This is a genomic window from Ruegeria sp. H7 (assembly GCF_056532945.1).
Genome location: NZ_JBQFNZ010000004.1, coordinates 321,294 through 337,883 on the forward strand (window position 1 = coordinate 321,294; position 16,590 = coordinate 337,883).

17 protein-coding genes are annotated in these 16,590 nt (G+C 62.9%); 13 read left to right on the forward strand and 4 right to left on the reverse strand.

Features of this window, described 5'->3' with window-relative positions:
* Positions 1-62 precede the first annotated feature (62 nt).
* Positions 63-1,079 (reverse strand): TRAP transporter substrate-binding protein, encoded by a 1,017-nt coding sequence (locus ACR0AC_RS11980; RefSeq protein WP_480873589.1) that lies wholly within the window; start codon positions 1,077-1,079, stop codon positions 63-65.
* 146 nt (positions 1,080-1,225) lie between these two features.
* Here ACR0AC_RS11980 and ACR0AC_RS11985 point away from each other — a divergent pair, with 146 nt between their 5' ends.
* Positions 1,226-2,161, forward strand: coding sequence for a LysR family transcriptional regulator (locus tag ACR0AC_RS11985; RefSeq protein WP_170622405.1), 936 nt, complete (start codon positions 1,226-1,228; stop codon positions 2,159-2,161).
* 86 nt (positions 2,162-2,247) lie between these two features.
* On the opposite strand, the gene ACR0AC_RS11990 is transcribed toward ACR0AC_RS11985, so the two are convergent.
* Both ACR0AC_RS11990 and ACR0AC_RS11995 read right to left on the reverse strand, forming a co-directional pair.
* Positions 2,248-3,870, reverse strand: a complete 1,623-nt coding sequence (locus ACR0AC_RS11990; protein WP_480873592.1) for an acyl-CoA dehydrogenase family protein — start codon at positions 3,868-3,870, stop codon at positions 2,248-2,250.
* Positions 3,871-3,989: 119 nt separating this feature from the next.
* A complete protein-coding gene (locus ACR0AC_RS11995) occupies positions 3,990-4,661 on the reverse strand; it encodes a GntR family transcriptional regulator (protein WP_480584464.1) in 672 nt (223 codons plus the stop codon).
* 126 nt (positions 4,662-4,787) lie between these two features.
* Here ACR0AC_RS11995 and ACR0AC_RS12000 point away from each other — a divergent pair, with 126 nt between their 5' ends.
* The 4 genes from ACR0AC_RS12000 to ACR0AC_RS12015 are packed head-to-tail and all read left to right on the forward strand — an operon-like array spanning position 4,788 to position 8,555.
* Positions 4,788-5,732 carry a class II glutamine amidotransferase domain-containing protein gene (locus ACR0AC_RS12000; RefSeq protein ID WP_170622402.1) on the forward strand — a complete coding sequence of 315 codons (945 nt, stop codon included), beginning with the start codon at positions 4,788-4,790 and terminating at the stop codon, positions 5,730-5,732.
* Complete coding sequence (locus ACR0AC_RS12005; RefSeq protein ID WP_480584468.1) at positions 5,729-6,442, forward strand: GltB/FmdC/FwdC-like GXGXG domain-containing protein; 714 nt, start codon at positions 5,729-5,731, stop codon at positions 6,440-6,442. The genes ACR0AC_RS12000 and ACR0AC_RS12005 overlap by 4 nt, the downstream gene beginning before the upstream one ends.
* A complete protein-coding gene (locus ACR0AC_RS12010; protein WP_480873594.1) occupies positions 6,427-7,851 on the forward strand; it encodes an FMN-binding glutamate synthase family protein in 1,425 nt (474 codons plus the stop codon). The genes ACR0AC_RS12005 and ACR0AC_RS12010 overlap by 16 nt, the downstream gene beginning before the upstream one ends.
* The gene (locus ACR0AC_RS12015; RefSeq protein WP_480873596.1) at positions 7,848-8,555 is read left to right on the forward strand and encodes a type 1 glutamine amidotransferase; all 708 of its coding nucleotides are present in this window, start codon (positions 7,848-7,850) and stop codon (positions 8,553-8,555) included. Before ACR0AC_RS12010 ends, ACR0AC_RS12015 begins: the two co-directional genes overlap by 4 nt.
* On the opposite strand, the gene ACR0AC_RS12020 is transcribed toward ACR0AC_RS12015, so the two are convergent.
* Complete coding sequence (locus tag ACR0AC_RS12020) at positions 8,552-9,691, reverse strand: FAD-dependent oxidoreductase (RefSeq protein WP_480873598.1); 1,140 nt, start codon at positions 9,689-9,691, stop codon at positions 8,552-8,554. The two genes, ACR0AC_RS12015 and ACR0AC_RS12020, sit on opposite strands and share 4 nt — an antisense overlap.
* A 91-nt stretch (positions 9,692-9,782) precedes the next feature.
* Between ACR0AC_RS12020 and ACR0AC_RS12025 the strand changes: the two genes are divergently transcribed.
* The 8 genes from ACR0AC_RS12025 to ACR0AC_RS12060 are packed head-to-tail and all read left to right on the forward strand — an operon-like array spanning position 9,783 to position 16,478.
* Complete coding sequence (locus ACR0AC_RS12025) at positions 9,783-11,075, forward strand: glutamine synthetase family protein (RefSeq protein WP_480873600.1); 1,293 nt, start codon at positions 9,783-9,785, stop codon at positions 11,073-11,075.
* Entirely contained in the window at positions 11,075-11,341 is a 267-nt protein-coding gene (locus ACR0AC_RS12030; RefSeq protein WP_480873602.1) for a EutN/CcmL family microcompartment protein, read from the forward strand. The genes ACR0AC_RS12025 and ACR0AC_RS12030 overlap by 1 nt, the downstream gene beginning before the upstream one ends.
* Before the next feature lie 40 nt (positions 11,342-11,381).
* Positions 11,382-11,690 carry a BMC domain-containing protein gene (locus tag ACR0AC_RS12035; protein WP_170630867.1) on the forward strand — a complete coding sequence of 103 codons (309 nt, stop codon included), beginning with the start codon at positions 11,382-11,384 and terminating at the stop codon, positions 11,688-11,690.
* A 19-nt stretch (positions 11,691-11,709) separates the two neighbouring features.
* Positions 11,710-12,894: a hypothetical protein gene (locus tag ACR0AC_RS12040; protein WP_480873604.1), complete on the forward strand. Its 1,185-nt coding sequence runs from the start codon at positions 11,710-11,712 to the stop codon at positions 12,892-12,894.
* Entirely contained in the window at positions 12,894-14,273 is a 1,380-nt protein-coding gene (locus tag ACR0AC_RS12045) for an aldehyde dehydrogenase family protein (protein WP_480873606.1), read from the forward strand. Before ACR0AC_RS12040 ends, ACR0AC_RS12045 begins: the two co-directional genes overlap by 1 nt.
* Positions 14,270-14,893, forward strand: coding sequence for a BMC domain-containing protein (locus tag ACR0AC_RS12050; RefSeq protein ID WP_170611731.1), 624 nt, complete (start codon positions 14,270-14,272; stop codon positions 14,891-14,893). Before ACR0AC_RS12045 ends, ACR0AC_RS12050 begins: the two co-directional genes overlap by 4 nt.
* Positions 14,893-16,074 carry a malate dehydrogenase gene (locus ACR0AC_RS12055; RefSeq protein WP_480873608.1) on the forward strand — a complete coding sequence of 394 codons (1,182 nt, stop codon included), beginning with the start codon at positions 14,893-14,895 and terminating at the stop codon, positions 16,072-16,074. The genes ACR0AC_RS12050 and ACR0AC_RS12055 overlap by 1 nt, the downstream gene beginning before the upstream one ends.
* Positions 16,071-16,478, forward strand: coding sequence for a Rid family hydrolase (locus tag ACR0AC_RS12060; protein ID WP_480873610.1), 408 nt, complete (start codon positions 16,071-16,073; stop codon positions 16,476-16,478). Before ACR0AC_RS12055 ends, ACR0AC_RS12060 begins: the two co-directional genes overlap by 4 nt.
* Positions 16,479-16,590 lie beyond the last annotated feature (112 nt).

Below are 16,590 nucleotides of genomic sequence, written 5' to 3' on the forward strand. Positions count from 1 at the left end.
CTTTTAGAAAGCCTCACGCGCAGAGCGCGTGAGGAAGTTTGGAGTGAGTGGTGGGGGAGTGGTTAATTTCCGGCCAGTTCGGCCTGCAGGGCGTCCAGCAATTCCTGACCGCGGGGGCCTACGGTCTCGACATAGGCTGCCGATGTGCCGGTGCTGCGTGCGCGGAAGGCGTCACGCTCTTCTTCGCTCAGGACGACCAGACCGATATCGGGCTTGGCTTCCTTGATGATATCCAGACGCTGCTGGTTGAAGTCGGTGACAACACCGTCGATGAAGCCGGTCATGTCGGCCATGGTGTCACGCACCAGTTGCTGACGGTCGGGGGTCAGGGTTTCGAACCAGTCGGACCCGGCAACAACGGTGGTGACCAGTTCCTGTTCGCCAGCCCAGATCAGGTGGCTGGTGACTTCGTAGAACTTCATCTCTTCGATGGTCGGGATCGGGTTGACCTGACCGTCGATGGCACCGAGTTGCAGCGCGCCGAACACTTCGCCAAACGGCAGAGGGGTTGGGCTGGCGCCCATGTTGTTGTAGGTTTCAACCAGAATAGGCGAAACCATCACACGCATTTTGAAGTTGTCGAAATCCTCGGGGGTGCGGATTTCACGGTTGGTGGTCCAGACCTGCGGACCTTCGGAATACATGGTCAGAACTTCCAGCCCGCGCATGCGGAAATCGTCATTCAGCGGACCATAGATGGTTTCCGAGCTGCTCAGCACTTCTGAAATCGCTGCCGGGTCGGAGGGCAGCAGATAGGGCAGCAGGAACACCTGGCTTTCCGGCACAACGGTACCCAGGTTGCCGATCGAAACGTTGGTGAACTGGATCACGCCATCAGCGGCCTGTTCCACGGTTTCGGTGGGCGTGCCCAGCGTGCCCATCGGAAAGACAGTGACGGTGACTTCGCCGTCGGTTGCGGCCTCGATGCGCGATTTGAACTCTTGCGCGTAGGCATCCATGATCGAGCCCGGAATTTCCTCGATGGCGAATTTCCAGTCCTCAGCCAAGGCGGTGAATGGGGCAAGGCCAAGCAGGGCGGCGGCTGCGGTCGTGCGCATTTGTCGTAGAGTGAAGGTCATGCGGGGGTCCTCCCTTTTATCCTTTTGGGGGTCTTGTTGGGAAGAAGCACAGCACAGATCATTACACGAAAAAATATCATATTGCTTATGTTCACATAAATGAAAGTTGTGTAAGTAAACGTCACAATCTGCCAGAGCTGACGCCGTTGAAACTGTTCAGAAATACACTGCTGGAAACCTTCGTGACCGTCGTGGAATGCGGCGGCTTCACGGATGCGCAATACGCTTTGGGCATCACCCAATCCGCGATCAGCATCCGAATCCGTGATCTGGAAGAGGCGTTGGGGTACCGGATCTGCGAACGTGGGCGCGGTGGGTTTCGCCTGACCGAACGGGGTGAGATCGCCTATCGCAAGGCTGGTGAGATCCTGCGCAACATCCGGGATTTCGATGCCGAATTGCTGGAGCTTCGGGATGCCGTCACAGGCGATCTGCGGATCGGCATCGTAGATGCGGTGAATACCCTGACCGATCTGCACCTGACCCGGTCCCTGCAACAATTCCTTGACCGCCCGAATGAGGTCAGGCTGGAAATGGTGGTGGCCTCACCGACCGAACTGACGCAAAGGCTGATTTCGGGCGATGTGCACGTGGCCATTGCGCCGTTCCGAAGCCAGGTACCCGAATTGCGCTATACCAAACTGTGTGATGAGGAGCACCGGCTGTATTGCGGTCGGGGTCATCCGCTGTTCGACTGGCCGGACGAGGATATTGACCTGAGTGTCGCGTCACGTTTCGAGATTTGCCAGCGCTCGTACAGCGCGCTGATGCCGCCCGAACTTCAACCCAGCGATCCCAAGGCCGTTGTGGCAAACATGGAGGCGATGGCGACGCTGATCGAAACCGGAGCCTATTTGGGCCCTTTGCCGGTTCATTACGCCGAGAGCATGGGCCGTAAGAAGAACCTAAAGGCGCTGGCCCCTGATCGATTGCACTGGACCTCGACCTTTTTTCTGGCGACGCGGACGTCCAACCTGCAACGACGCGCAGTTGAGCTGTTTGTCGATTGCGTCATTCAGGGGTGCAACGGGGGGTGCCCTGGCGCTGATGAATTCAGGTCAGGTAAGGAAGGGCACAGCTAAGTCTTGCGCATGTAAGGCTAGCATTCAGGCATCAGGCAAGCTGCCCAGCCGCGCGCCGCACGGCTGGACCGGTTGGCTGTTGGGGGTTAACCCAGCCGCTCAAGAATGGCGCTGGTGTCCATGCCGCTGACGGCCCCGTAGATCCGGCCGCGCCCTTCCGGGTTCAGGCGGGTTGCGACATAGGCATCCGACACTGCGGCGGGTGAATGACGCAGCAGCACCGACGCAGTCATCAACGTGGCCAGGCTTTCGGCAAACCACCGGGCCTCCGCTTCTGCCGGAAGGGCAGGCCAGCGGGCAAAATGCTGATCAAGTGCGGCATCAAAGGCGGTGTTGGCCCCGCGCGCCTTGTCCAGATCCGCGCGCAGTGCCTCACCGCTTTCCGGTTCGCGCGTCAGGGCGCGCAACACGTCCAGACAGATCACATTGCCGGACCCTTCCCAAATCGAATTGAGCGGCGTTTCACGGAACAGCAAGGGCAGGGGCGTGTCGTCGGTGTAGCCAACGCCGCCCAGACACTCCATCGCTTCATAGACGATCGTTGGCGCAAGCTTGTTGCCCAGAAACTTGGAAAGCGCGACCGCGATACGGGCATAGGCCATGTCATCTGCCGAGCCGCTGTCAAAGGCGCGTGCGATGTGCAGGGCCAGCGCGGTTGTGCCTTCGAAATCCAGCGTCAGATCGGCCAGAACCGACCGCATCATCGGCTGGTCGATCAACCGGCGCTGAAAGGTCGAGCGTCTTTCGACCCACCATTTCGCCTCGGCCAGCGCGCCGCGCATCAGACCGGCGGGTGCCATGGCAGTGCCCAGACGGGTGTGCTGCACCATTTCGATGATGGTGGGCACGCCGCGCCCCTCATCACCCACGCGATAGGCCAGCGTGTCGTGATATTCGATCTCGGACGAGGCATTGGCCTTGTTGCCCAGCTTCTCTTTCAGGCGCATCACGTGCAGCGAATTGCGCTCGCCCTCAAGCCAGCGGGGCACCAGAAAACAGGTCAGCCCGCCGGGGGCCTGCGCCAGCGTCAGGAAGCCGTCCGACATGGGGGCCGAACAGAACCATTTGTGCCCGCGCAGCAGATAGGCGTCACCGTCGGGCGTGGCCACGGTGGTGTTGGCCCGCACGTCCGAGCCGCCCTGTTTCTCGGTCATCGCCATGCCAAGGGTGGCGGCGCGTTTTTGCTGTACCGGTTTCATGTCCGTGTCATAGGCCCGCGCGGTCAGCTTGGGCCGCCAGATCCGCTCCAGCTCGGGCGCGGCCATCAGCGACGGCGTGGCGGCATAGGTCATCGTCACCGGGCAGCTTGTTCCCGGTTCAACCTGGCTGAGCATATACATGCCCGCCATGTAGTGAGTGTGCCCACCCTTGGCCCCGTCCCAGGCCGCTGCGGCAATGCCCGAGGTAAACGCCAGATCCATGATCTTGTGATAACCGGGGTGAAACCGCACCTCGTCCAGCCTGCGGCCCGAGCGGTCAAAGCTGATCAGCTTGGGCTCGACCCGGTTGGCCTCGCGTCCGGCTTCGCGCATCTCGGCGCTGCCCAGTCGGGCACCCATATCGGCGATCTGTGCGGTATCGGCCTGACTCAGCCCGATGTGATCGCGCAGGATCGGGTCGGTGGCCCAAAGATCAAAACCATCGCGGGGGACGGGCTGGTTTTGCACCTCATGCGTGGGCAGGTGGCTCATTGATGCGGATGTGGTCATGGCGCTCACGTTCATTTCTGTCATTTCTGACAAACGATGACACGGAGGCCCCTGCTTTGCATTTGTATCGTCGCGTCATCCACGGACGGGCTGGCCGTCTGGACTGCCCGTCACCGGCTTTAGCTTTTGTGTTCTTCCTTCAGCCCTTCGATCTGCAGGTCAAAACCGGCCTGAATATGGGCGGTAAAGGTTTCAAGCGCTTCGGTCGCGTCACCCGAAGCAATGGCGTCGACCAGCATCAGATGGTTTCCCAGGGACTTTGAAATATCGACGTTTTCAATGGCCGAAAACAGATGAAACGCCATCGCCTTGCCCCAGATCATGTCGAACATGTCCAACAGGAACTTGTTGCCCGCCTCGACCATGAAGGCCCGGTGGATACGGCGGTTGGCGATGAAATAGTCGCGGGTGGACGGGTCTGTCAGATCCTCTTCGCGGCGGATTAAATCTCGCAGTCGGTTCAGCACGTCCGGTTCGGCGTGAACGGCCAGAATTCGAGCTGCCTGCCCTTCGATTGCGGCCCGCGCCTGATACAGTTGCCGGACCTCGTTCTGATCCATCTGGGCGAGACGAAAACCGCCGCTGGCCGCAACCTCAAGCACGCCTTCGGTTTCCAGCCGCATCAAGGCCTCGCGCACGGGGGTGCGGCTGATGTTAAGCTCGGCGGCCAGTTTTTCCTGCACCAGCCGGTCCTCGGTCGTGATCTCGCGACTCATGATCGCGTCGACCAGTTGATCATAGACCTCATCCGCCAGCCGTCGGCGTTGTGTCTTTATTTGTTTCAGAGCCACTCGCAGCCTCTCTTTCTGTCTTTTGAATTCTGTATTCAAAAATCCAACAGGTGCCAAGGCGAATAGGGTTGCTATTACTCGTGTACTGTATACAGTATACAGACGCGATTGAACAGGGAGCTCTTCATGTGTGGAATAGCTGGCAGGATACTGGCCGCGCCCGGCAAGGTTGGTGCGGATCTGGTTGACCTGATGGATGCGCAGGAACACCGGGGCGCGGACAGCACCGGGTTTGCTGTCTATGGCGTGCCACGGGAAACCGGGTATGTCCTGCGTGGCATGGGGTTTGACAAATCCCGGCAGGATGCGGACCTGACCGCCTTTGAATCCGTTCTGCGTGAACATGGCAGCAGCTTTCTGTCCGACCCCCGGATCGTGACGGATGAAAACCGCCATTACTGTTTTCGGATCGAGATCTCGGACCCGTCGAATTTGCAGGCCTGGGTCGCAGATGCCGATGAACTGACCGACCGGATCGAGGTTCAGTCCTGTGGCCGCAGCCTTGAGATCATCAAGGATATCGGCGGGGCCGAAGCGGTGGCCGAGAAACATGGCGTGCGCGACATGATCGGCACCCATGGGTTGGGCCACGCGCGGCTGGCGACGGAAAGCTCGGTACTGCCCAATGCCTCGCACCCGTTCTGGGCGCGGCCGTTTTCGGATGTGGCGATTGTCCATAACGGGCAGATCACCGACTATTTCACTTGGCGCGACCGGTTGACCCGCGCGGGCTATCGGTTCCTGACCGAGAATGACAGCGAGTTGATCGCGGTCTGGGTCAGCGACCAGATGAAAGCGGGCCTGACCATGGAGCAGGCGTTGAAAAAGTCGATCACTTCGATCGACGGGGTCTTTACCTACATGATCGCCACGCCGGACGGGATCGGCTTTGCCAAGGATCGTTTTGCGATGAAGCCGCTGGTCGTCGTCAACCGCAACGGCGATCTGGCCGCTGCGACCGAGGAACAGGCGGTGCGCCGGGTGATGACCGAGGAATGCGACGTGATCAACTATGACGGCCCCTCGCTGACCGGCATCTGGGGCGTCGGCAACCGGACCCTGGCAGCATGAGCGAGGTGGCAGCACAGATGGATGAGATCGTTATCGAGGTTGGCAAGCGCCATATCCGCGAGGTGAACCGGGACATCATGGCCGCCTGCGCCACGGGTCGGCCGATCCGGGTTGTGGATACGCTGTCCCGGCACAATCTGGGCGTGGGCCTGCCGGATAATGTGGACATCACCTTTGAAGGCTCGGTTGGGTATTACTGCGGCGGGCTGAATACCGGGGCCAATATCACCATCGAACGCAATTGCGGCTGGGCCGTGGGGGAAGGCATGGCCAAGGGCCACATCACTGTCGGCGGTTATGCGGGCATGTCCTGCGGCGCAGCGATGATCGGCGGCACGATCCACGTCAAGGGCGATGCCGGGCCACGGGTCGGCGTCGCCATGAAGGGTGGCAATATCGTGGTCGAAGGCAAGATCGGCTATCAATCCGGCTTTATGGCGCATTCCGGGCGGATCATCGCATTGGGCGGCGCGGGCGAATCCTGCGCTGATGCCTTGTGGGAAGGCGAGGTTTGGGTCGCGGGTGAGGTCGACAGCGTCGGCGTCGATGTCAACGTGATCGAACCGACCGCGGAGGAAGTGGCCGAGGTCGACGCGATCCTCGATCCGCTGGGGCTGGTCGACCGTTCCCGGAACTGGCGCAAGATGGTTTCCGGTCAACGCCTTTGGTATTTTGAAAGCAGGGACGCAAGCGCATGGCTCATGATCTGAGTAAACCCTATGAGTATCCATTCGACGTCGCCCCCGAGGAGGAAATCCGGTTCCGCGACGCAGGCGCAATCGAGGGTCGCCCGGCGGGTGTGCCCTCCTCATACGTCGAAGGCGGATCGACGCGCTGGACGCCCGAGGCGATCTCGGAGGTTCACGCTTTGGCGCAGTTGGGCCGGTATCAGGTGCGCGGCTACAACACGTTCAATAAGCGGATGCCGACCTTTGACGACCTGACATTTGTCCCCGCAACCATGACCCGCCTGCCGCTGGAAGGCTATCGTGAGAGTTGCGATACGACGACCGTTCTGGGCGGTGGGCGCGGGTTGGTCGAACGTCCGCTGGAGTTGAAAATCCCGATCTACATCGCCTCCATGTCTTTCGGCGCATTGTCGGCCTCGGCCAAGGCGTCGCTGGGCTATGGGGCGTCAAAAGTGGGCACCATGACCTGCACCGGCGAAGGCGGCATGTTGGAGGAAGAGCGCGAAGCCTCGCAGCGCCTGCTCTATCAGATGTCGCCCGCTCGCTATGGCGTGGATCTGGACCATCTGCGCCGCGCCGATGCGCTGGAAATTGTCGTGGGGCAGGGGGCCAAGCCGGGAACCGGCGGCCTGTTGCTGGGCATGAAGGTCAGCCCGCGTGTCAGCCAGATGCGAACATTGCCCGAAGGGGTCGATCAACGCTCGACCATCCGGCATCCGGATTTCCTTGGGGCCGACGATCTGTCCGTCAAGATCGAGGAATTGCGGATTGCCACCAACTATCAGGTGCCGATCTTCATCAAGATGGGCGCAACCCGCCCCCGGTTCGACGTGGCAGTTGCCGCCAAAGCGGGCGCGGATGTGGTTGTGGTGGACGGGGCCGAGGGCGGCACCGGGGCCTCGCCCGAACTGCTGCTGAACCACACCGGCATCCCGACCATGAGCGCCATTCGCGCAGCGCGCGAGGCGTTGGACGACTGCGGCATGACCGGCAAAGTGTCCCTTGTGGCCGCCGGTGGCATCCGGTCGGGTGTGGATGCGGCCAAATGTCTGGCCTTGGGCGCGGATGCGGTGATGATCGGCAACGCGGCGATGGTGGCGCTGGGGTGCAACAGCCCGCGCTATCTTGAGGATTATACCGCTTTGGGCACCTCTCCGGGCGCGTGTCACCATTGCCATACGGGCCGCTGCCCGGTGGGTGTGGCCACGCAGGACCCGGACCTTGAGGCGCGCATGAACCCCCATGCAGGGGCCGAGCGCATCGCCCGCTATCTGACCGCAATGACGATGGAGATCACCGCACTGGCCAAGGCCTGCGGCAAATCCTCGGTCCATAATCTGGAGGTCGAAGACCTACGCGCGCTCAGCTTTGAGGCCTCGGCTTTTACCGGCGTGAAAATGGCCGGGATCGACCGCGCGTTTGATTGGTGAGGATCGCACTTCTTGAACTGACCGGCCATCCGCTGCCGCTGTTGCAGGGTCTGCCGCGCACCGCGCAGCAGATCCGCGACTGGCTTGCGCCGCACCTGCCCGAGGCACGGTTTACCGCAACCGACGTGGTGGACGGAGCGCCACTGCCCGCGCTGGCGGAGTTCGATGGCGTGATCGTCGGAGGCTCGGAATTTGGGGTCTATGACGACACCGACTGGATGCAGCCCTTGCGGGCGTTTCTGGTGGATTGCAAAGCCGGGCAACAGCCGGTCTTTGGCATCTGTTTCGGCCATCAGATCATGGCCGATGTCTATGGCGGCAAAGCCGAAAAGGCGGCGGTTGGCAATATCGTCGGCGCACGGCGCTTTGAGTATGGCGGCGATCAAGTGGACGCCTATGTCTGGCACCAGGACCAAGTGACCAAGGTGCCGCCATCCGCGCGGGTGACGGGGACGGCCAGTCACTGCCCGGTTGGGGCGCTGGACTATGATTTCCCGGCGCGTTCGGTGCAGTTTCATCCCGAATACCAGGCCGTCCACCTGCGCGACCTGTTCCAGCGCGGGCGCGATGTGTTTCTGACCGGGGATGAGGCCGATGCCGGTCTGGCCGACCTGCAAACCAGCGACGTGCCCACGGATCTGGCGGTGTCTCAGGCCGTTGATCTGTTTCGCGGAACCTACAGGCCCGACCAACCCGGGGGTTAACGCCCGCTGGGGCTTTCCTTGGGGCTCAGCTTTCTGCGACCTGTGATCTTGAACCGGTCTGCGGTGCCGAAATCCTTTAATCCGACGCCTGCCACAAACTCTCCGAACACCGGGGCATGTTTGAACAGATGTCCCGAGCACCCACCGGCGAACAGCACGTTGTCATGCTCGGGGTGCCAGTCGACGATGAAATGGGTGTCGGGCGTCAGGATGATCTGGTTGAACTTGGAATCCACCACCCGTTGCCCGTCCAGCCCCGGCAGGCGGTGGCGGATATAGCTGCGGGTGCGGCCCAGCGTTTCCCGGCGGATCAGCCGTTCGTCATTGTCCAGATCGATCTTGTCGGGGATCACCACCGCCGCCTTGACCCCCGAACCTTCGGAGGACGGCAGCCCGAATGAGCCCTGCCCGTGATCGATCCAGCAGGGCATCTGGCTCATGTCGAAATCCTCGGACCCGTCGGGGGTCGAGGTATACAGGACATTGACCCCAACCACGGTCGAGATCGGCTTGATCGTTTTGGGGAACATATCCGCCATCCAGGGGCCGGTGGCGATGACGATCAGATCGGCCTCAAGCGGTTTGCCGTCCAGCATCGGACGCTCGGACCCGTCGGTGGTGACGCGGCCCCGTTGCACGGTGCCGCCCGCCCGGCGGAACAGGTCCAGCCCGGTCAGCACGCAGCGATGGGCCATCAGCATCCCGGCCTCGGGCTCGAACAGGGCATAGTCGATATCGGGCACCCGGAACTGCGGAAACCGGGCTTCGATGTCCTGCCGCGCGAACTTGTAATAGGGCACGCCAACCCGGTCGAAGGTCTCGGCTGTGGCGTCTTCCCAGTCGCAATGCCCGCCGGTCGCCAGAATCAGCGCGCCGCATTCATACATCAGGTTCTGCCCGCTCTCGGCCTGCAGCTCGAGCCACCGCAGGCGGCTTTCGCGCGCCCACCGGGTATAGAACTCGTCCCGCCCGGAAATGGCGCGGATCACCCGGTTGTAATCCGTTGAAGATGCACGGGAATGTCCCGGCTCCCACCGGTCGATCAGCGTCACGGTCTCGCCGCGCCGTTGCAGGGTCAGCGCTGTCATGACCCCGGCAATACCACCCCCGACAACAATGACAGAGCTTTTGGACATGGCGCAGATTTTCCTTGTTTCCGGGCTGGCTTTGTGAATACTGTATACAGAATACAGAAATTATAAAGCCAAAAACAGGGAGCGCGCGCAAATGAGTTCGGGGTTTGAACTGCCCGAGGGCATACATACCGTCATTCTGGGTGTGGGTGATCTGAACGGCATCATGCGCGGTAAGCGCATTCCGGCCAGCCATTGGGATCACGTTTGTCAAAGCGGCAATGCGCTGTCGATTGCCCTGCTGGCCATCGACATGACCTGCGATGTCTGGGACACGCCATACGTCAATTTCGACAACGGCTATCCGGACATGCATGTGTTTCCGCTGACGCAGCCCGTGCCGGTGCCGTGGGAGCCCGGCGTGGCAGTCTGTTTTGGCCGCGCCGAGGGTATGGATCACAAGCCGGTGCCGATCGATCCCCGACAAGCTCTGGTCCGTCAGGTCGACCGCGCCCGCGCCATGGGGTTCGAGGTCAATGTGGGTACCGAGCTGGAGTTCTACCTGCTGGACCCCGAAACCGGCCAGCCGCGCGACAGCGGCATTCAGGTCTATGGGTTGGGCCGCGCCGCGCGGATGGAACATATCGTTGGCCCGATCCGCCAGCAGATCAACGAATGCGGCATTCCCATCGAACAGTCGAACCCGGAATACGCAGCCGGTCAGATCGAGGTGAATATCCGCTATGGCGAAGCCCTAGCGGCAGCGGACCGCGTGGTTCTGTTCAAATCCCTGATCCGCCAGTTGGGCATTGCCCATGGCTATCTGGCGACCTTCATGCCCAAGCCGTTCCTTGATCAGTCCGGCAACGGGTTCCACACGCATTATTCGCTGTGGAAGGACGGCGTGAACGTCTTTGCCGACAATGGAAAGATCAACGACACCGGAAAGTCCTTCATCGCCGGTCTGCAACGGCGCATGTGCGAGATGTCGATTTGCGGCAGCGGGACGGTCAACGGCTATCGCCGTCGGCAGCCCTATACGTTCTGCCCGATCAACACCAGCTGGGGCTTTGACAACCGCACCGTGGGCATTCGGGTGATCGAGGGCTCCGACAGTGCCGTGCGCGTCGAAAAGCGCGATGCGGGGGCGGATGCGAACCCCTACCTGCTGCTCGCCGCCGAGATTGCCGCCGGTCTGGACGGGATCGAACAGGGGCTGACCCCCACCGATCCCACACCCGGAAACGCCTATGAAGAGGGTATCGGCGATCCGATCCCGACCGATCTGCCAACGGCCATTGCGCTGGCGCAGGGATCGGACTGGCTGCGCGACGTGCTGGGCGAGATGCAATGGCAACTGGTGGTGCAACAGGCCGAGCGCGAGATGGATTTCTTCAACCAGCAGGTCACGCAGGTCGAACTGGACCGCTATCTGAGGACGCTCTGATGCATCTGGGCAAAGTCGCAGGAACCGTCACGGCAACCGCCAAGGACGCCAAGCTGGTAGGATCGAAACTGCTGCTGACCGATCTGGTCGACGGTAAGGGAAAGCTGATCGACCCGGCGCGCGTGGCGGTCGACACCTGCGGCGCGGGGGTGGGCGACACGGTGCTGGTCGTCACCGGATCGGCGGCGCGCATGGCTGCGGGGCTGTCCACGGCCCCCGTCGATTTGGCCATCGTTGCGGTGGTGGATCGCGTTTCGATCACCTGAGTCACAACACGCGGAACTTTTATTTTCGGAGGAACAGAAAATGGCGAAACCAGTGGCGGGGCAGATGGCCCTTGGCATGATCGAGACCCGGGGTCTGGTCGGTGCAATCGAAGCAGCCGACGCGATGGTCAAAGCGGCCAGCGTTGCAATTGTGGGCCAGACCAAGGCCGGCGGCGGGCTCGTCACAACGCTTGTGCGCGGCGAGGTCGGCGCGGTCAAGGCGGCCACCGACGCGGGTGCGACAGCGGCCAACAAGGTGGGCGAAGTGGTCTCGGTCCACGTCATCGCGCGCCCTCATGACGAGCTTGAGGGGATCATCGACAGCCTCGGTTCCGGTTCGACAGCCTGATCCCGTCTGAGGAGGTCTCATGTCAGCCGGATTCGAGGATTTCACCCGCGCCGTGACACGCGGCGCCACGCGGGACGCGCCCGAGCCGCCCCGGCTGGACCGTATTTGCGTTCTGGGCGGCGCGCCAGACGCCCGCCTGCTGGCGGCGTTGTGTCTGGCCAAAGGGGCCGATGTCACCCTGTTTTCGGCCTATGGGGCCGAATTGGCGCTGCTGGCCCAATCCTCGGGCATCGGCATTCAGGGTGATGGGCCGGTGGGCACCTATCAGGTGGACCGCGATGGTCCATCGGTGCGCACCACGGCGGAACTGGATGCGGCGGTGCGCGACGCTCAAGCGATTTTCCTGACCGGTCCGATCCACAAGCAACGTACCTATGCCATGGTGCTGGCCGATCACCTGAGCGACGGGCAGATACTGGTTCTGGCCCCGGGCCGGTCGCTGGGCGCGATTGAAACCGCATGGCTGCTGCGGATCGGCGGATGCACCGCCGATGTCACGCTGGTCGAGGTTCAGGGCCTGCCCTATTGGTACAGGGCCGAGGGCTCGGGCCTGACGCTTTCGCAAGCCGCACCGATGGCTGCGGCGACCTTGCCGCGCGGGCGGGATCAGGTTCTGGACGCGCTGTCGCGCTACCTGCCGAACCTGCACCCGGTCGAGTCGGTTCTGGCATCGGGGTTCAGCGACCTGTCTGCCGCCGTTGAGATCCCGGCGCTGATCCTTGGTGGTGCGGCGATGGGCACCGGCGGTCCCACCGTGCCGATGGGTGGTGTTCCGCTTGCGGCGAACCAGACCTTTGCCGCGTTGATCGGTGCCGACCAGATGGCGGTGATTCACGGGCTTGCCGACGAGAGGCGGCGCATAGCCGCCGCCTTTGGTGTACGCAACCTGCCGCAGACCGAAGACTGGGTCTCGACCTTTGCCGGGACCGAGCGGGGCGCCGGTGCGCGTCCGATCCCGGATCAGCAGGCCGCGCGCGGTTTGATGCGCGACGGGGTATTGGGCTCTCTGGTGCCGCTTGTGTCGGCCGGGGAACTGGCAGGAATTCCGACGCCGCTGACCAGCAGCCTGATCGCCATGTCCGACCGGATACTCGGCGCGGACGTGGCCGCCGCCGGTCGTCGGCTGGAAACGATCGGAATCACCGCAGGCGACGTCGATCAGGCCCGCCGTATCTTTGACACCATAGCCACCGGAGGCGCGTGATGGACGCTGACCTGAACTCCATCGCCGCCGCCCGCCGTGCTGCTGAAACCGCGTTCGAGGCCTACCGCGCCTTTCTGGGCACCGACCCGACGCAGGTGGATGCCATCGTCGACGCCATGGCCCGCGCCATCGAGCCCGAGGCTGAACGGCTGGGACAACTGGCGGTCGAGGAAACCGGGTATGGCAACGTACCCGACAAGCGGGTCAAGAACCTGTTCAACGCCCTGTCGGTTGCGGACCATCTGCGGGACGTGACGACCCTTGGCCTGCTCTGGCGGGACGACGCCACCAAGGTCGCGGCCTTTGGCGAACCGATGGGCGTGGTGGCCGCGCTGATTCCGGTTACGAACCCGACCTCGACCATTGTTTACAAGGTGCTGTCGGCGGTGAAGGCGGGCAATGCCATCGTCTGCGCCCCGCATCCGCGCGGCGTGAAATGCGGGATCGAAACCGTACGCATGATGGCCCGTGTGGCCGAGCAGATGGGTGCGCCCAAAGGGCTGATCCAGTGCCTTGATGCGGTGACCATTCAGGGCACGGCTGAGTTGATGAAACACCGCCGCACCTCGGTCGTGATGGCCACGGGCGGCCCGGCGATGGTCAAGGCCGCCTATTCCAGCGGCAAGCCGACGCTGGCAGTTGGGGCAGGCAATGTGCCCTGTTACGTGCATAAATCCAAAGCCCGCGATCTGGCCGAAGTGGCCGAGATGATCGTGACCTCGAAAAGTTTCGATTATGGCACCGCCTGTGTCAGCGAGCAGGCGGTGGTGGCAGACCCCGAAATCGCCCGCGACCTGCGGCATGAGCTGAAACTCAAGGGGGCCTATTTCTGCACCCCGGCTGAGGCCGACCGGCTGGCCAAAGTGATCTTCAAAGGCGCGCGGATGATGGACCCGGAACTGGTCGGGCAAAGCCCGCAGGCGCTGGCCGATGCCGCCGGATTCTCGATCCCGCCGCGCACCCGCTGTCTGGTGTCGGAAGAGGTCGAAGTGGGCTGGCACCGCCCTCTTTCGGCGGAAAAGCTGAACCCGGTGCTGGCGTTTTATGAGGCGAAATCCACCGATCACGGCATCGAACTGGCGCAATCCATCGCCAAATTCGAAGGCTGGGGCCATTCCTCGGTCATCCACTCCGATGATCCCGAGGTGGTGGCCCGGTTCGCATCCGTGCCCACGGGCCGGGTGCTGGTGAATACGCCGGGGATCATGGGCGGCATGGGCTATTCCACCGATCTGGAGCCGTCCTTCATGCTGGGCACGGGCACGTGGTCGGGCTCGATCACCTCGGACAATGTGACGGCCCTGCATCTGATCAACATCAAGCGGGTCGCCTATGAAAGCAGACCCTGGCGCGACATTTACGAGGAGTATGGCGCATGAGCGAGATCACCATCCGGGCGCTGATGCAGATCGACAACCTGCAACCCAAATTCGCCGCCTATAACGGCGCGACGGTGCAGGGATCGGTGCCCTTGTCCGGCGACACCGTGCTGATTGGTGAGTTTGCGCCCGGCAACGGGGTGTTCTCGCTGATCGACCGGGCGCTCAAGGCGTCCTCGGTCGAGGCGACGACGCAGATGGTGGAACGCGAGTTCGGGTTTTTCATCCTGCGCTCGCCCTCGAATGCCGAAGTGTCCGCCGCGCGCGATGCGATGCTGGCGGAACTGGGCGCGTCTATGTCGGACCGGCTGAAGCCCGCGATCAGTTCGACGCAGATCATCACCAGCGTCGAACCCTATCAGGCGCAATTGCTGAACAAATGGCGCAAGGGGGCGCTGATCGTGCCCGGGCAGACGCTGGGCATCGTGGAATGTGCGCCCGCCGCCTATATCTCGATTGCCGCGAACGAGGCCGAGAAAGCCGCCGAGATCGACATTGTCGAGGTGCGTGCGGTGGGGCGGTTTGGGCGTCTGTTCATTTCGGGCTCGGAAAACTCGGTCAAAACTGCCGTCGAGGCCGCCACCCGCGCCATCGAGGCCGTGGACGGGCAGGCCGGGTGATGGCCACCCCGCGCGTCATAGGTTCGGACGCGGTCGAAGACGCCCGCCGCCGCGGCAGGATCGTGTTCGAGGTTATGCCCGGTGACATCGTGACCGCATTGGCCCGCGAAACCGCAGAACGCGTAGGGATCACACTGGTGGATGGGCCGCTGGAACGCCCGCAACCGCCGCGCACCGATGGTGCGGTATCGATGCGCCGGGTGCTTTATCGCCGCTCGCCCAAATGGGTCGCCCCGTCGCGCGCGCCGCGCAAGGCGCGCAGGCTGGGTAAGCTGGCGCTGGTGGGGGCCGGGGGCGTTGGCGGCAATATCGCGCATCTGGCGGCGATGGCGGATCTCGCGGATGAGATTGCGCTGATCGACATTGCGCCGGGGCTAGCGGCCTCAACCGCGCTGGATCTCAACCACACATCCGGCATCACCGGGGCCCGCGCCCGTTGTGTCGGAGGTGAAACGCTGGATCTGGTGGCCGGGGCCGAGGTTGTCGTCGTCACCGCAGGTCGCGCCCGCCGCCCGGGCATGAGCCGCGCCGATCTGATCGACGTGAACGCCCGCGTGATCCGTCCGGCGGCCGAGGCGATCCGGTCCGCGACCCCAGATGCCATCGTCATCGTAGTGACCAACCCGCTGGACGAAATGACGGTCGAGATGCTGCGCGCGACGGGCTTTCCGCGCGAACGGGTGCTAGGCATGGCGGGCACGCTGGACAGCAGCCGGTTCCGCAACGCGCTGGCGATGGCCGCCGGTGTCACACCTGCGGACGTCGAGGCGTTTACGCTTGGCAGTCACGGTGACGAGATGGCCCCGATCCCCAGTCGCGCCCGCATCAAGGGCCGTCCGCTGGATGTATTCCTGTCGCCCGGGCAGATCGATGCCTGCGTGCAGGATGCGATCACCGGGGGCGGGCAGGTTGTGGCGCTCAAGAAATCGGGGTCCGCGACGATTGCCCCGGCCCATGCCTCGATCGAGTTGATCGACCACATCCGAGGTGCGCGGACCGGCCCGGTTCCGGTCTCGGTCATGCTGCAGGGCGAATATGGCATTGATGGCGTGGTACTGGGCGTGCCTGCCCATCTTGGCGCGGGTGGGTTGGTCGAGGTCGAGGAATTGCGCCTGACGCTTTCGGAACAGGCGGCGCTGCAAACGGCAGCGGATGCCATCCGGCTGAGGCTGGGCCTGTGACGGTCCGCATCTGGAAATCCGGCGGACGGTTTGAAGAGGTCGCCTCGTATTCCCGGGCCAAGCGGATCGGGCCATTTGTCTGGGTCGCGGGCACGACGGCAATCGAACCCACGGGCCGCATCCATGCGCCCGGCGATGTGGGCGCGCAGACGCGCTATATCCTGTCCCGCACCGAAGACGCGCTAAAGCAGATGGGCGCCGAGCTGCGCCATGTGGGCCGGGTGCGGGCCTATCTGACCGACCTGTCAAAGGCAGGTGAGTTCGCCCGCGTGCATGGTGAGGTGTTCCGGGGCATAGACCCGGTCCTGACCGCCGTTCAGGCAGGTTTGACGCAACCCGGTCTGATGGTGGAGATCGACGTGGATGCGGTGATCCACGACGAAACCGGCCAGATCGGTTTCTGAACGGCCATCCGACGCGCCGCAAAAAGGGCGCCCATTGGCGCCCTTTGCGTTTGGATTACGACCCGTTTGATCAATCGATCATGGGCAGCAGCTTGTCCAGTGACTGTTTGGC